Here is a 14,905-nt window from a genome sequence, read left to right on the forward strand (position 1 = left end):
ACTTCCCTTCGCGCTCGTATGCTCGGTCCATGACGGATCACCAGCCCGTACGCCCCGTACGCCCCACCGAGAACGCCATGCGCCGCGCCCTCAAGCGAGCCAGGGACGGCGTAGCGCTGGACGTCACCGAGGCCGCCGTGCTGCTGCAGGCGCGGGGAGACGATCTCGAAGACCTCGCCGCGTCCGCCGCGCGGGTGCGGGACGCCGGGCTCGAGGCTGCGGGCCGCGCCGGTGTCATCACGTACTCGAAGAGCGTGTTCATCCCGCTCACCCGGCTGTGCCGCGACAAGTGCCACTACTGCACCTTCGTCACCGTCCCCGGCAAGCTGCGCCGTGCGGGCCACGGGATGTTCATGTCGCCGGACGAGGTCCTCGACATCGCCCGGCGGGGGGCCGAACTGGGCTGCAAGGAAGCGCTGATCACGCTCGGGGACAAGCCCGAGGACCGCTGGCCCGAGGCCCGGGAGTGGCTCGACGCGCACGGCTACGACGACACCATCGCGTACGTACGGGCCATGGCGATCCGCATCCTGGAGGAGACCGGGCTGCTGCCGCATCTCAACCCCGGCGTCATGTCGTGGACGGACTTCCAGCGGCTCAAGCCGGTCGCGCCCTCCATGGGCATGATGCTGGAGACCACGGCGACCCGGCTGTGGAGCGAGCCGGGCGGGCCGCACTACGGGTCGCCGGACAAGGAGCCCGCCGTCCGGCTGCGGGTGCTGGAGGATGCCGGGCGCAGCTCCGTGCCCTTCACCAGCGGGCTGCTGATCGGGATCGGCGAGACGTACGAGGAGCGCGCCGATTCGCTGTTCGCGCTGCGGCGCGTCGCCCGTGCGTACCACGGCATTCAGGAACTGATCATGCAGAACTTCCGCGCCAAGCCGGACACGGCGATGCGCGGTATGCCGGACGCCGAGCTGGACGAGCTCGTCGCCACCGTCGCCGTCGCCCGGCACATCATGGGGCCCTCCGCCTGCCTCCAGGCGCCGCCGAACCTGGTGGCGGGCGAGTACGCACGCCTCATCGGCGCCGGCATCGACGACTGGGGCGGGGTTTCGCCGCTGACGCCCGACCATGTGAACCCCGAGCGGCCCTGGCCGCAGATCGACGAGCTGGCCGAGCGGTCGGCGGCGGCGGGCTTCCGGCTCGAAGAGCGCCTCTGCGTGTACCCGGAGTTCGTTCAGCGCGGTGAGCCCTGGCTGGACCCGCGGCTGCTGCCGCATGTCCGCGCGCTCGCCGATCCGGAGACCGGGCTGGCGAACCAGGACGCCCGTGTCGAGGGGCACCCGTGGCAGGAGCCCGACGAAGGGTTCACCTCCACCGGGCGGACCGATCTGCACCGCACGATCGATACGGAAGGCCGGACCTCCGACCGGCGCGACGACTTCGACGAGGTGTACGGGGACTGGGAGGCGCTGCGGGAGGCAGCCGTGCCCGGCATGGTGCCGTCCCGTGTTGATACGGATGTACGCGCCGCGCTCGCGACGGCCGCCGACGACCCGACCAAGCTCACCGACGACGAGGCGCTCGCGCTGCTGCACGCGGACGGGCCGGCGCTGGACGCGCTCACCCGGATCGCGGACGAGCTGCGCCGTGACGTGGTCGGCGACGACGTCACCTACATCGTCACGCGCAACATCAACTTCACCAATGTCTGCTACACGGGCTGCCGTTTCTGCGCCTTCGCCCAGCGGCGTACGGACGCGGACGCGTACACCCTCTCCCTCGACCAGGTCGCCGACCGCGCCGAGCAGGCGTGGGAGGTCGGTGCGGTCGAGGTGTGCATGCAGGGCGGCATCCACCCCGACCTGCCCGGCACGGCGTACTTCGACATCGCGCGCGCCGTGAAGGAGCGCGTCCCCGGCATGCATGTGCACGCCTTCTCGCCGATGGAGGTCGTCAACGGTGCCACCAGGACCGGTCTTTCGATCCGCGAGTGGCTCACCGCCGCCAAGGAGGCGGGCCTGGACTCGATCCCGGGGACGGCCGCGGAGATCCTGGACGACGAGGTCCGCTGGATTCTCACCAAGGGCAAGCTGCCCACGGCCACCTGGATCGAGGTCGTCAAGACCGCGCACCAGCTGGGTATCCGGTCCAGCTCGACCATGATGTACGGACATGTGGACCAGCCCCGGCACTGGCTCGGCCACCTCCGTACGCTCGCGCAGATCCAGCAGGAGACCGGCGGCTTCACGGAGTTCGTGACGCTGCCCTTCATCCACACCAATGCGCCCGTCTATCTGGCGGGCATCGCCCGGCCGGGGCCGACGAGCCGCGACAACCGCGCTGTGACGGCGATGGCCCGGCTGCTGTTGCACCCGCACATCACCAACATCCAGACCAGCTGGGTGAAGCTGGGGCAGGAGGGCGCGGCCGAGATGCTCCGCTCCGGCGCGAACGACCTCGGCGGCACGCTGATGGAGGAGACCATCTCCCGGATGGCGGGCTCGAGTTACGGCTCGTACCGCTCCATCAAGGACCTGATCGCCATCGCGGAGGAGGCGGGCCGCCCGGCGAAGCCGCGTACGACGCTGTACGGCGAGGTGCCGCAGGAGCGACAGCAGGCGGCCACCGCCTCCGACGGGCACCTGCCCGAACTCCTTCCCGTACTGGGGGACTAGCCGCCCCGGATCCGGCGTTCCGCTGGCAGACTGATGCGGTGAGGGCAGACGGACCATCCATGCAGGAGTTCATCCGGCGCCGCAAGCGCGCCGGATTCGTGGGGCGCCGCGATGAACTGGCGCTGTTCCGGGAGAACTTCGCCTTCCCTCCGGAGGACGAACGGCATCGCTTCATCTTCCACATCCGGGGCAATGCGGGCGTAGGAAAGACCTCTCTCGTCCAGCAGTTTCAAGAAGCGTCCCGTGAACGCAAGGCGCTCACCTCCTATGTCGACGAGGCCGTGAGCAGCGTGCCCGAGGCGATGGCGGCGATCGGCGCGCACTTCGCCCGGCAGGGGCACGATCTCAAGGCCCTGGAGCGGATGCTGGCGACCTACCGCGAACGGCGGTACGAGGCGGAGTCGGCGTCCGCCGCGGTGCTCGACCCGCAGCAGCCCCCGGGCCCGTCCGCCGGGTCGATGGCCGCCGCCCAGGCGGGTCTCGTCGGGCTCGGTATGGTGCCCGGAATCGGCGCGTTGGCCGGGGCCGTCGACCCGGCCCATCTGGCCCAGGGCGCCGACCGGTTGCGGGCCGCGCTCAGTGCGCGCTTCCGTAATCAGGAGGATGTACAGCTGGTGATGGACCCGCTTCAGGTCCTCACCCCGGTTCTGGTGGCGGAGGTGGCCCGGCTCGCTGCCGGCGTACCGTGGATCACGCTCTTCTTCGACACGTACGAACGCACCGGACCCTTCCTCGATACGTGGCTGCGGGATCTCATCACCACTGAGCGGTATGGCGCGCTGCCCGCGAATGTCATCGTCACGCTGGCCGGGCAGCGGCAGCTCGACGCCGGCTGCTGGGCCGACCATATGGACTTCGTCGCCGATCTGCCGCTGGAGCCCTTCACCGAGTCCGAGGCCCGCCAGCTCCTGGCCGCGAAGGGTGTGGTGAACGAAGGGGTGGTACAGGACGTGCTGCGGCTCTCCGGCCGGCTGCCGGTCCTGGTGTCCACCCTCGCCGAGAACCAGCCCGCCGATCCCGCTGACGTCGGCGATCCGAGCGCCACCGCCGTCGGCCGCTTCCTCAAATGGGAGCAGGACCCGGTCCGGCGTGCGGCTGCCCTGGCCTGTGCCCTGCCGCGGCGCCTCAACGAGGATGTCTTCCGGGCGGCGGTTGAGGCGGACGCGGCCGGACTCTTCGACTGGCTGCGGTCGCTGCCGTTCGTGTCCGACCGCGGGGGCAGCGCCCAGTACCACGATGTCGTACGCAATCCGATGCTGCGTCTGCAGCGCAACAGCTCGCCGCAGCGCTGGAGTTCACTGCACACCCGGCTCGCCGAAGCCTTCGCCGGCTGGAGGGAGGCCGCTGGAGCCGGGGTGGACCCCGAGGAACTGTGGGAGCAGGCGCGCTGGTGCGAGCTGCGCCTCCAGGAGTCGTACCACCTGCTGTGTGCCCAGCCGCAGGGCGCGCTGCCGACGGTCCTGCGGGACGGTGTGGACGCGTGCGACGACAGCACGGCGGAGGCCCGCCGCTGGGCACAGGTCCTTGCGGAAGCGGGCGAGGACGCCGATGCGGACGTGCTCAGGCAGTGGGGCAAGGACTGCCTCGCCGCCCTCGCGGACGAAAAGCGGGGCACGATACGAGTGTTGGGCCTGCTGCTCTCCCGTGCCGGGCTCGATACCGAGGGCCAGGTGAGCGCCCTGGTGGCGCGGGCCCGGGACCTGCGTGACGCCCAGGAGTATCCGGCGGCGCTCCTCGACTACGAGCGTGCCATCGCGCTCGAACCCGGGCGGGCCAGGGCGTATCTGGGCCGCGGGCTCACCCGCCAGGCGCTCGGCGAGTTCGACCTGGCCCTGGCCGATATGAACCGGGCCGACGAACTGCGGCCCGACACCTGGTGGATCATCAGGGAGCGCGGCGAGATGCAACGGATGGCGGACCGGTTCGAGGAGGCGGTCGCGGACCTCGACCGTGCTCTGGAGCTCGATCCCACGGACGCCTGGTCCTTCGCCAGCCGCGGCCAGACGAACCAGCAGCGGGGCAGGTACGCCGAGGCGCTGGTGGACTTCGACCGAGCCATCGAGCTGGACCCCGACTACCCATGGGCGCTGGTCAGGCGGGCCCAGGCCCGGGGGCGTCTCGGGGACATTCCGGGTGCGCTGGCGGATCTGGACCGGGCCGAGGAGCTGAGCCCGGACACCGCGTGGATCCCGGGGCAGCGCGGGGACGCCTATCGGCTGGACGGCCGGTACGACGAGGCGATCGCGGCCTACGGCGTCGCGATCGAGCGCGCCCCCGACTACGCCTTCGCCTTCGCCGGCCGCGGGAGGGCCCATCGCGAGGCCGGCCGGTTCGCGCAGGCCCTGGCTGACCTGGACCATGCACTGGACCTCGACGGCGAGTATGCGTGGGCGCTGGTCGAGCGCGGCAGGGTCCGCCGCGCGCTCGACGACGCCGACGGTGAACGCGCCGATCTGGACCGGGCGGTGGAGATCGAACCCGGCAACGCCTGGACACTCGCGGAGCGCGGCGAGGCGCACCGGGTAGCGGGTCGCTACCCGGAGGCGCTGGCGGACTTCGACCGCGCGATCGTCCTCGATCCCGGTTACGGGTGGGCGTTGGGCAGCCGCGGCCAGACCCGACGTGCCCTGGGCCGGTACGAGGAGGCGCTGGCGGATCTCGACCGCGCAGATGAACTGCAGCCGGCGGAGGCCTGGATCCTGGCCGACCGCGGTGGGGTCCACAGAGCCATGGGACGGTTCGAGGAGGCGTACGCGGATCTGGACCGGGCGATCGATGCGGATCCCGAGTATGTCTGGGCGTACATACGACGGGCGGCACTGGACCTGACCACCGGGCGGCTTCAGCGTGCCCTCGCCGGCCTCGACCGCTGTCTCCAACTAGGGTCCGGCTCCGCCTGGGTGCACCGCAAGAGGGCCTCGGCGCTGCTCTTCCTCGGCCGCCCGGAAGAGGCCCTGACTGCACTGGACCTGGCCGAGCGGGAGGGTGCAGAGCCTGTCGACTTCCTGGGGCTGCGCTCCGAGGCGTGTCGGCTGGCCGGGCGCTTCGAGCCGGCCAGGGAAGCCGCCGAGCGCCTTCTCAGCGAGGAGCCGAGCGAAGGCTCGTACTATCTCGCGCTGGTGGTCAGCCGTACCCAGGGCGTACAGCAGGCCGCGGAGCTGTGGAGGGACGCCGAACGGCACTACCCCCGTGCCGACCCGGCGGCACTCACCTGTACCGAGGCCGGCGAACTGATGGTGGTCCTCTGCGGGCAGGGCGAGTGGGAGAGGGCAGACGCCCTCCTGGAGGAGTTCCTGGCCGGAGATCCGGCCTGGGAGGACCCGGCGGACGCGCTCGACGCGGTGACGGAACTCCTCGGCTGTCCGGGGGCGGACACCGGACATCTGGAGAGGTTCCGCAGCAGGCTCGCCGAGGCCACGGCGGCGCTGGCGCCCGCCGACGCCTCGGACGGGTAGGGCGTTGACCTCCTTCCCAGGTCCATCGTGCCCGCGCCCGGGGACTTCGTTCCGCATGCCGCGACGGGCTGACAGACTGGTCCCGGACCGTGGAGGGGGATTATTCGAAGGGGGACCATGGGGTCGGCACGCCCGTCGGTGCACGAGCTGATCAAGATGCGCAGGCGCGCGGGATTCGTGGGACGCCGTGGTGAAATCGCGTTGTTCCGGGAGAACTTCGACGTTTCGCCGCTGGACGTCCGGCACCGCTTCATCTTCCATATCCACGGCAACGCGGGCGTCGGCAAGTCCTCCCTCGTACGCGAACTGGTGGAGACGGCCCGCGAGCGCCGCGCGCTCACCGCCACCATGGACGAGACCGTGAACAGCGTGCCGGAGGCGCTGGCGGCGCTCAGTGCCCAATTCGCCCAGCAGGGCCATGAGTTGAAGGCGCTGGACCGGCTCCTCGCGACCTACCGTCAGCGGCGCTACGAGGCGGAGGCCCTGTCCACCGCGGTGTCGGACGGTCAGCCGCAGCCGCCCTCCGCGGGCAGCATGGTCGCAGCCCAGACGGGCCTCGTCGCACTGGGCACGGTGCCGGGCATCGGCTCGCTCGCCGGGGCCGTCGACCCCGCGCAACTGGCCCGGGGCGCCGACCACTTACGGGCCGCCCTCAGCGCGCGCTTCGGCAAGCAGGAGGACGTACAGCTGGTCCTCGAACCGCTCAAAGCCCTCACCCCCGTCCTGGTCACCGAGCTGAAACGGGTGGCGGCCGACGTTCCGTGGTTCACGCTCTTCTTCGACACGTACGAACGCACCGGGCCGTTCCTCGACACCTGGCTGCGCGATCTGATGACCACCGACCGGTACGGCTCACCGCCCGCCCAGGTCGTCGTCACGACGGCCGGGCAGCGGCCGCTCGACCCCAACTGCTGGGCCGACTGCGTGGACTTCGTGACGGACCTCCCGCTCGCCCCCTTCACCGAGTCCGAGGCCCGCCAGTTCCTCACCGCCAAGGGCGTGGAGGACGAGAAGGTGGTACGGGAGGTGCTGATGCTCTCCGGCCGGCTTCCGGTTCTTGTCTCCACCCTCGCCGCCGGCCTCGTCGAGAACGCCGGCAGCGCTGGGAACCCGGGCCGCGTGGACGACCCCAGCGCCACCGCCGTGGAGCGTTTCCTGAAGTGGGAGAGCGATCCGGTCCGCCGGTCCGCGGCGCTCGAGGGCGCGCTGCCGCGCCGCCTGAACGAGGACGTCTTCCGGGCGGCCGTCGACGTCGGAGTCGAAGGGGACGGGGCGGGACTCTTCGGCTGGCTGCGCGAGATGCCGTTCGTGAGCGACCGCGGCGGCCGGGCCCAGTACCACGACGTCGTACGGGAGCCGATGCTGCGGCTGCAGCGCAACAGCTCACCGCAGCGCTGGCGCACCGGGCACACCCGGCTGGCGGAGGCGTTCGCCGGGTGGCGGGCGGCCGCCGGGGAGGGTCTGGAGCCGGACGAGCGCTGGCGGCAGGAGGCCTGGCGCGAGCTGAAGCTGGAGGAGACGTATCACCTGCTGTGCGCGCAGCCGCGGACGGCGCTGCCGATGGTGCTGCGGGAGGGGATCGACGCCTGTGACGCAGGGACGGTGCCGGCCCGCCTCTGGGCGCAGACCGTCGCGGACGCGGGCGGCGACGGCGACAGCGGTGTACTGCGCACCTGGGGCAGGGACTGCCTCGCCGCGCTCGAGGACGAGCAGCACCGGAGTGCGGAGGTGCTGGGGCTGATGCTGGCCCGGGGCGAACTGGACGACGAGGGGCGGGTGGCGGCCCTGGTGATCCGGGGGCGGGACCGCCGCAACACCGGCCGGTACGACGAGGCGCTGCGCGACTACCAGCAGGCGATCGCCCTGGACGGGCAGTGCCGGCGGGCGTACTACGGGCGGGGTGAGACCTACCGCCTCGCGGGGCGGTCCGAGGAGGCCGTCGCCGAGTTCGACCGGGCGCTCGCACTCGAACCCGACGACACCTGGTCGCTCTCCAGCCGCGCCCTGACCAGGCACGCGATGGGGCGCGACGAGGAAGCACTGGCGGATCTGGACCGGGCCCTCGAGGTCAAGCCCGGCCATGTGTGGTCGCTGGTGCGGCGGGCGCAGGTGCGGCGTGCGCTCGCGGACACCGAAGGAGCGCTCGCGGACATCGACCGGGCCGGGGCGCTCGATCCGGACAATCCCTGGGTCGTCGGCGAGCGGGGCGAGATCCTTCGGCACGACGGGCGGTTCGAGGAGGCGATCGCGGAGTTCGACCGGGCGTTCGCGCTCGACCCGGCCTACTCCTGGGCGCTGGGCAGCCGCGCCATGGCCAAGCAGGCGCTGGGCAGGACCGAGGAGGCGCTGGCGGACCTGGGTCGTGCGGTGGAGCTGACTCCGGAGTATGTGTGGGCGCTGATCAGGCTGGCCGAGATCCACCGGGAACGCGGCGACAGCGCGGGGGAGTTCGCGGCCCTGGACCGGGCGGTCGCGAGCGCGCGGTTCAAGGAGTGGGCGCTGGCGCAGCGAGGCTACGCGCACCAGCTGGCTGAGCGGTACGAGGAGGCGCTCGCGGACTACGACCGGGCCCTCGCACTCGCCCCGGACTACGGCTATGCCCATGTCTCCCGGGGCCGGGCCTACGAGCGGATGCACCGCTACGAGGAGGCGCTGGCGGACCTGGACCGCGGGCTCGAGCTGGATCCCGACGACACGTTCGCCCTGTCGGTACGGGCCGGGGTGCGGCGGGCGCTCGGAGATCTCGACGGTGAACTCGCCGACCTCGACAGGGCGGTGACCCTCGCGCCGGATCACGCGGTCCATCTCACGCTGCGCGGGGAGGCCCACCGGCGCGCGGAGCGGTACGAGGAGGCGATCGCGGACTACGACCGCGCGGCCGTGCTGACCCCCGACGACGGCTGGGTCGCCGGCAGCCGTGGCCAGGCAATGCGCGGGCTCGGCCGGTTCGAGGAGGCGCTGGCGGACCTGGCGCAGGCGGCGGGACTCCAGCCGGACAAGGCATGGATCGCCGCCGAGCGCGGCGCGACCTTCCAGGACCTGGAGCGGTTGGAGGAGGCACGGACGGAGCTGGACCGGGCGATCGCGCTCGATCCGGCGTACAGCTGGGCGTACGGACGCCGGGCCGCGGTGCAGCTGGCCACCGGCCGGCGGGAACAGGCCCTCGCCGATCTCGAGCGGTACCGGGAACTGGGCGGGGACACCGCCGGGCTGGAGTCGTCGCTGCGCGGCCTCATCGAGACACAGGATGCGGTGACATCCACCGACGGAGCCGTGACATCCACCGATGATGCGGTGACATCCACTGACTGAGTGGTGACACCCGCCGACCAAAGCGGTCAAAGCAGACCAGAAGCCCTTCTGTCCACATACCGTGGCGATCCCGTTCCGGCCTCTGAACCGACCGATCCGGGTCGATTACAGTGCTGCGCCAGGCATATGTTCGACGTTCGGGAGCCCAGGGAGGGACGCGCGGTGAGCGCAGCAGCCACGGCCGTCTGGGGCCGTGCCGAGCAGCAGGACTTCCGTGCGCGGGTGCGCGGGGCCCTGCTCGGCGGCGCCATCGGCGACGCGCTCGGCGCGGGAGTCTCCGCGCTCACCATCGAGGAGATACGCGAGGCTCACGGCCCGGAGGCCGTCAGCGACTTCGTGCCCGCCCACGGCCGCCGCGGCGCTGTCACCTCCGCCACCCAGCTGACCCTCTTCACCGTCGACGGGCTGATACGCGCCCAGGTGCGCCGCGACACCGGCGCCTGGCACCCGCCCACCGATGTGCACCGCGCACATCTGAGATGGGCGGCCACCCAGCGCGACTGGGGCCCCGACGAGCGCCGCAAGGACAATGGCTGGCTCGCCCGCGAGGAGTGGCTCTACACCCGCCGCGAACCCGCGGCGGCCTGTCTCACCGGGCTCGGCGACGAGAACATGGGCACGCTCGAAGCACCCAAGAACCCCTCCGCGCGCGACGCCGGCGCACTGGTGCGCTCCGCGCCGTTCGGGCTGCTCGTCGGCTGGGAGCCGCAGCTGGTGTGCCAGCTCGCCGTGGAGTGCGCGGCCCAGACCCACGGCCATCCGACCGCGTATCTCTCCGCCGGCGCGCTCGCCGTCATCGTGCACGGTCTGGCCCGCGGCGAGACCCTCGACGGCTCCGTGCAGCGCGCCCTGGCCCAGCTGGCCTCGCGCCCCGGCCACCAGCCCGTCACGGACGGCCTCAAGCACGCGCTCGGCGCCGTACGCCAGGGCATACCGAGCCCCGCCAGGATCGCCTCCATCGGCGACGGCCACAACGCCGAGGACGCCCTAGCCATCGCTGTCTACTGCGCTCTTGTCGGCGAGGACATCCGGCACGGCCTGCGCCTGGCCGTGAACCACGACGGCCCTTCGGAGACCACCGGCGCGCTGACCGGCTCACTGCTCGGAGCGCTGCACGGCGAGACCGCACTGCCGCCCGCCTGGCTCTCCGAACTGGAGGGCCGCGCCACCATCCTGGAGCTCGCCGACGACTTCGCGATGGAGATGACGCAGGGCCCGGCCCTGCACGGCCCCACGGTGACCGCACCCGGCTGGCTGGCCCGCTACCCGCGAACCTGAGTTCGGTACGCGGGAGGGCCCGAGTACGCAGGACTGCCCGAGTACGCAGGAGGGCCCAGCTCCCCCCACGGGAGCCGGGCCCTCCTGCGTACCGGTGTATGTCAGCCGTCCGCGCCCTCGCGGCCCAGCACCTTCGCGTCGGCGGGCTCCGCCGGCGCCGGCACGGCCCGGGCGGTGAGCCCCGCGTCCGGGCCGTCGTCGTCCGTGTTGATCCGGGTGATGACCGCGTCCCGCTCGGGGGTGTCCTCCGGCTTGAGGAAGCCGATCGCGATGTAGAGCACCAGCGAGATCGCGAGCGGTACGGAGACCTGGTACTGCAGGGCCACATCGGTCCTTGCCGTGCCGTCGATCTCGTAGTTGAGGAAGAAGAAGGCGATCAGGCCCGCCGCCCAGCTGGTGAGCGCCGCGGTCGGTCCCGACTTACGGAACGGACGCAACAGACCCAGCATGAACGGAATCGCGATCGGGCCCATCAGTCCCGCCACCCACTTGATCACGACGGTGATGATGTCCTTGAACGTGGGCGAGTTGACCTGCGTCGCGATGGCCATCGACAGCGCCAGGAAGGAGATCGTCGACAGCCGGGCCGCGATCAGCCCGGCCCGCTCCGACCAGCTCCTGGCCTTCTTGGAGAGCACCGGTGCGATGTCCCGGGTGAAGACCGCGGAGATGGCGTTGGCGTCGGAGGAGCACATGGCCATGGTGTGCGAGAAGAAGCCCACGATGACCAGGCCCAGCAGACCGTGCGGCAGCAGCTGCTCGGTCATCAGCGCATACGAGTCGGAGGCGTCCGGCTTCTTCGCCTCGATGAGCAGCGGCGCGCACCACATGGGGAAGAAGAGGACCAGCGGCCAGACGAACCACAGGATGGCGGAGAGCCGCGCCGAGCGGGTGGCCTCGCGGGCGTTGGCGGTCGCCATGTAGCGCTGCGCCTGGTTCCACATGCCGCCGTTGTACTCGAAGGTCTTGATGAAGAGGAACGCCAGCAGGAACGTGACCGTGTACGGTCCGGCGGTCGCGTCGGCGTGCCCCTGGAGCTCCGGCTTGTCCCAGACCGTCCACAGCGTGCTGAAGCCGTCGAGCTTGCCCATGACCGCGATGAGCATCGCGAGACCGGCCAGCAGCTGGATGATGAACTGCCCCAGCTCGGTCAGGGCGTCGGCCCAGAGGCCGCCGATCGTGCAGTAGATGCCGGTGATGATGCCGGTGATCAGGATGCCCTGGTTGAGCGAGAGGCCGGTGAAGACGGAGAGCAGGGTGGCGATGGCGGCCCATTTGGCGCCGACGTCCACGATCTTCAGCAGCAGGCCGGACCAGGCCAGGGCCTGCTGCGTCTTCAGGTTGTACCGGTTCTTCAGGTATTCGAGCGGCGAGGCGACATGGAGCTTGGACCGCAGCCGGTTCAGGCGCGGCGCGAAGAGCTTGGCGCCGATGAAGATGCCGATGGCGATCGGGAGGGACCAGGTCACGAAGGACGTGACACCGTACTTGTAGGCGATGCCCGCGTAGCCGGTGAACATCACCGCGCTGTAGCCGGACATGTGGTGCGAGATGCCCGAGAGCCACCACGGCATCTTGCCGCCGGCGGTGAAGAAGTCGCTGACGTTGTCAACGCGCTTGTGCGACCAGAGGCCGATCGCGACCATCACACCGAAGTAACCGATGAGCACGGTCCAGTCGAGACTGTTCATGTGCCCCCTCCTGGGGTCCGCCTTGTGAACGCCGTTCATGGTGTGTCCATGGGCGCGGCCACGACAACGACTCGAAGGGTCAAGGGCGAGTAAAATTGTTCGAGTTAATGACCTCTGTTCATATCCATGAATCTCGGAGGGGTGAAAAAGGCCGCACGGCGGTGATTTGCCCGTGCGGCCGGTCGAAGGGCCCCGGAGAGGAAGGGGGTTGAGCGCCGACGGGCGCTATCGCATCGTCACCGCATCAGCTCACCCGCGTTGACCAGAAGCGACTGGCCCGTGATCGCCCGCGCCCGGTCGGAGGCGAGGAAGGCCGCGGCCTCCGCCACGTCCCCGTCGGTGGCCAGTTCGGGCAGCGCCATCCGCTCGGTGAGCCGCCCGAGCACCTCGGGCTCCGGCACCCCCTCGGTGTGTGCCGTGAACTGGACGTACGCCTGCACCGGCGGCCCCCACATCCAGCCCGGCAGCACCGTGTTGACCCGGATTCGGTCCGGGCCGAGCTCGCGCGCCAGCGAGTACATCGCCGAGGTGAGCGCCCCCTTGGATGCCGCGTACGCCGCCTGCCACACCTGTGAGGGCGCGGCCACCGCCGACTGCGTACCGATGATGACGACCGAGCCGCCCCGCTCCTTGAGCGCCGGCAGACAGGCGCGGGTCATCCGCAGTGTGCCCAGCAGGTTCACGTCGATGACTCCGTGCCAGGTCTCGAAGTCCGCGTCCGCCAGTCCCCCGAAGTAGCTGTCCCAGGCGGCGACATGGATGACGGCGTCGATCCGCCCGAAGCGCTCGACGGCGAGCGCGGTCAGCGCGTCACACTGCGCCTCGTCGGTGATGTCCGTGGCGCGGTACGCGGTGTGTGTGCCGCCGGGGTCGATCTCTTCGGCCGACTTCACGAGATTCGCCTCGGTGCGCGCGCCGAGGACCGCGTTGCCCCCGTCCCGTACGACGGTCGCGGCGATCTGATGGCCGAGACCGGCCCCTACCCCGGAGACGATGACGGTCTTCCCCTTGAGCAACATCAAGGCCCTCCCGGCTATGGCAGTTCTTCTGACGGGGCGTCAGAGTAGGTCCCTGCGTCGGCGGAAGGAAGAGGAAGGAAGGGGAGGGGACATCGTGAGCGAGGACACGCACGGCGAGGACACGCACGGCGAAGGTACGCGTGGCGAGGACACGCGCGGCGAAGGTACGCGCGGCGAAGGTACGCGCGGCGAAGGCACGCGCAGTGAGGTGTACGCGGAACTGGCGGGCGTCGGCCCGTACGGGGTGCGCCCCGGCCACGCCCTGATCACCATGGTCGAACCGCATCCCGGCCATGAGTACGCGTACAACCGCTGGTACGAGGACGACCACTACTACGCGGGCGCGATGGCGATGCCCTGGATGTACGCCGGGCGGCGCTGGGTCGCCACCAGGGAGCTGCAGCGGCTGCGCTACCCGGAGAAGTCGGCGGTGGCCCAGCCGGTGACCGCGGGCTGCTACATCTCCACGTACTGGATCACCGACGGCCGCTACGCGGACCATATGAAGTGGACCGTGGGGATCAACAAGCGGCTGAACCGCGACGGAAGGGTCTACCAGGACCGTACGCATGTCTTCACGGCCTTCCAGGACCATGAGGCGACCGTCTACCGGGACGGGGCGGCGGGGCCGCGCGACTACCACGCGCTGGACCACCCGTACGCCGGCCTGGTGGTCGAGGTGATCGACGCCGACGGGCCCGAGCAGCGGGCGGAGCTGCTGGAGTGGCTGCGTGCCAAGCATCTGCCGAAGCGGCTGGCGGGCTCTCCCGCGGCGATGGTGACCGTCTTCCGGCCGACACCACTGCCGGGCGACCGGATGACCTATGTGAAGCAGGTGGAGGGCGTCGACACCCGGCTGACGCTGCTGTGGTTCCTCGAGGAGGACCCGAGGGAGCGCTGGGAGTCTGCGTTCGCCGGTCTCGACGCAGCGGTCGTCGAATCGGGGTTGGGGCGGGTGGAGTTGGTGGCTCCCTTCATTCCGACGGTCCCGGGTACCGACCGCTACGTCGATCAACTGCGCTGAGGCAGCCGCGCCGAGGCAGCCGGGGGCTGAGGCAACCGCGCTGAGACGGCCGCGCTGAGGCAGTCGCGCTGAGACGGCAGCCGGTGGGGGAGGGGATGGCAGTGGGGGCGTGGCCGAGCCCCCTCGGCCGGGACGGCGGACCAGTCGAGAGGGCTCATGTCTGTAGTGCTCTGTGGTGCGTTGGGGCGCTGTCCTGCTCGGGGTGCGCCTCGGCGCGGTTATCGGCCGAGATCGAACGCCCCCTGACCCACTTCGTTCACGAACGCGTTCCAGGATTCGGGGACGAAGGTGATCGTCGGGCCGGCGGGCACCTTGGAGTCCCGCACGGCAATCGCCTGCACGATGGGGGACTTGACCTCTACGCACGCGCCGTTTCCCGTGGAGTACGAGGACTTCGTCCAGGTCTCCGTGGCGCCCTGAGTGATTGCCATGTCTGCTCCGCTTCAGCAAGTGGTGTGATTCGCGCCAACGTTCTTGCTGGCGTGATCGACGCTACTCGCCGCAG

8 protein-coding genes are annotated in these 14,905 nt (G+C 70.8%); 5 read left to right on the forward strand and 3 right to left on the reverse strand.

Translation table 11 applies throughout. From position 1 onward, the window contains the following. The first annotated feature begins 29 nt into the window (after nt 1-29). From ACFYXH_RS09770 to ACFYXH_RS09785, 4 genes are all read left to right on the forward strand, one after another. A complete protein-coding gene (locus ACFYXH_RS09770) occupies nt 30-2,621 on the forward strand; it encodes a bifunctional FO biosynthesis protein CofGH (RefSeq protein WP_389561553.1) in 2,592 nt (863 codons plus the stop codon). A gap of 59 nt (nt 2,622-2,680) precedes the next feature. Further along, nucleotides 2,681-6,076 (forward strand): tetratricopeptide repeat protein, encoded by a 3,396-nt coding sequence (locus ACFYXH_RS09775; RefSeq protein WP_389561554.1) that lies wholly within the window; start codon nt 2,681-2,683, stop codon nt 6,074-6,076. 117 nt (nt 6,077-6,193) lie between these two features. Then, nucleotides 6,194-9,388, forward strand: coding sequence for a tetratricopeptide repeat protein (locus ACFYXH_RS09780; RefSeq protein ID WP_389561555.1), 3,195 nt, complete (start codon nt 6,194-6,196; stop codon nt 9,386-9,388). A 162-nt stretch (nt 9,389-9,550) separates the two neighbouring features. Further along, nucleotides 9,551-10,666: an ADP-ribosylglycohydrolase family protein gene (locus ACFYXH_RS09785; RefSeq protein ID WP_389561556.1), complete on the forward strand. Its 1,116-nt coding sequence runs from the start codon at nt 9,551-9,553 to the stop codon at nt 10,664-10,666. Between the two features lie 101 nt (nt 10,667-10,767). On the opposite strand, the gene ACFYXH_RS09790 is transcribed toward ACFYXH_RS09785, so the two are convergent. Then, on the reverse strand, nt 10,768-12,357 hold the full coding sequence (locus ACFYXH_RS09790; RefSeq protein ID WP_389561557.1) for a sodium:solute symporter family protein: 1,590 nt from the start codon (nt 12,355-12,357) through the stop codon (nt 10,768-10,770). A 236-nt stretch (nt 12,358-12,593) separates the two neighbouring features. Then, entirely contained in the window at nt 12,594-13,376 is a 783-nt protein-coding gene (locus tag ACFYXH_RS09795; protein WP_389561558.1) for an SDR family oxidoreductase, read from the reverse strand. A gap of 208 nt (nt 13,377-13,584) precedes the next feature. Here ACFYXH_RS09795 and ACFYXH_RS09800 point away from each other — a divergent pair, with 208 nt between their 5' ends. Continuing rightward, nucleotides 13,585-14,400, forward strand: a complete 816-nt coding sequence (locus tag ACFYXH_RS09800; protein ID WP_389561826.1) for a hypothetical protein — start codon at nt 13,585-13,587, stop codon at nt 14,398-14,400. A 218-nt stretch (nt 14,401-14,618) separates the two neighbouring features. Here ACFYXH_RS09800 and ACFYXH_RS09805 read toward each other — a convergent pair whose 3' ends face one another. Then, the gene (locus tag ACFYXH_RS09805) at nt 14,619-14,831 is read right to left on the reverse strand and encodes a DUF397 domain-containing protein (protein WP_362681390.1); all 213 of its coding nucleotides are present in this window, start codon (nt 14,829-14,831) and stop codon (nt 14,619-14,621) included. Between the last annotated feature and the right edge of the window lie 74 nt (nt 14,832-14,905).

The organism is Streptomyces sp. NPDC002730 (assembly GCF_042888805.1).
GTDB lineage: Bacteria > Actinomycetota > Actinomycetes > Streptomycetales > Streptomycetaceae > Streptomyces.

Coding starts and splice junctions, on each gene's coding strand:
- ACFYXH_RS09770 (WP_389561553.1), top strand. CDS start 30: ATGACGGATCACCAGCCCGTACGCCCCGTACGCCCCACCGAGAACGCC.
- ACFYXH_RS09775 (WP_389561554.1), top strand. CDS start 2,681: ATGCAGGAGTTCATCCGGCGCCGCAAGCGCGCCGGATTCGTGGGGCGC.
- ACFYXH_RS09780 (WP_389561555.1), top strand. CDS start 6,194: ATGGGGTCGGCACGCCCGTCGGTGCACGAGCTGATCAAGATGCGCAGG.
- ACFYXH_RS09790 (WP_389561557.1), bottom strand. CDS start 12,357: ATGAACAGTCTCGACTGGACCGTGCTCATCGGTTACTTCGGTGTGATG.
- ACFYXH_RS09795 (WP_389561558.1), bottom strand. CDS start 13,376: ATGTTGCTCAAGGGGAAGACCGTCATCGTCTCCGGGGTAGGGGCCGGT.
- ACFYXH_RS09805 (WP_362681390.1), bottom strand. CDS start 14,831: ATGGCAATCACTCAGGGCGCCACGGAGACCTGGACGAAGTCCTCGTAC.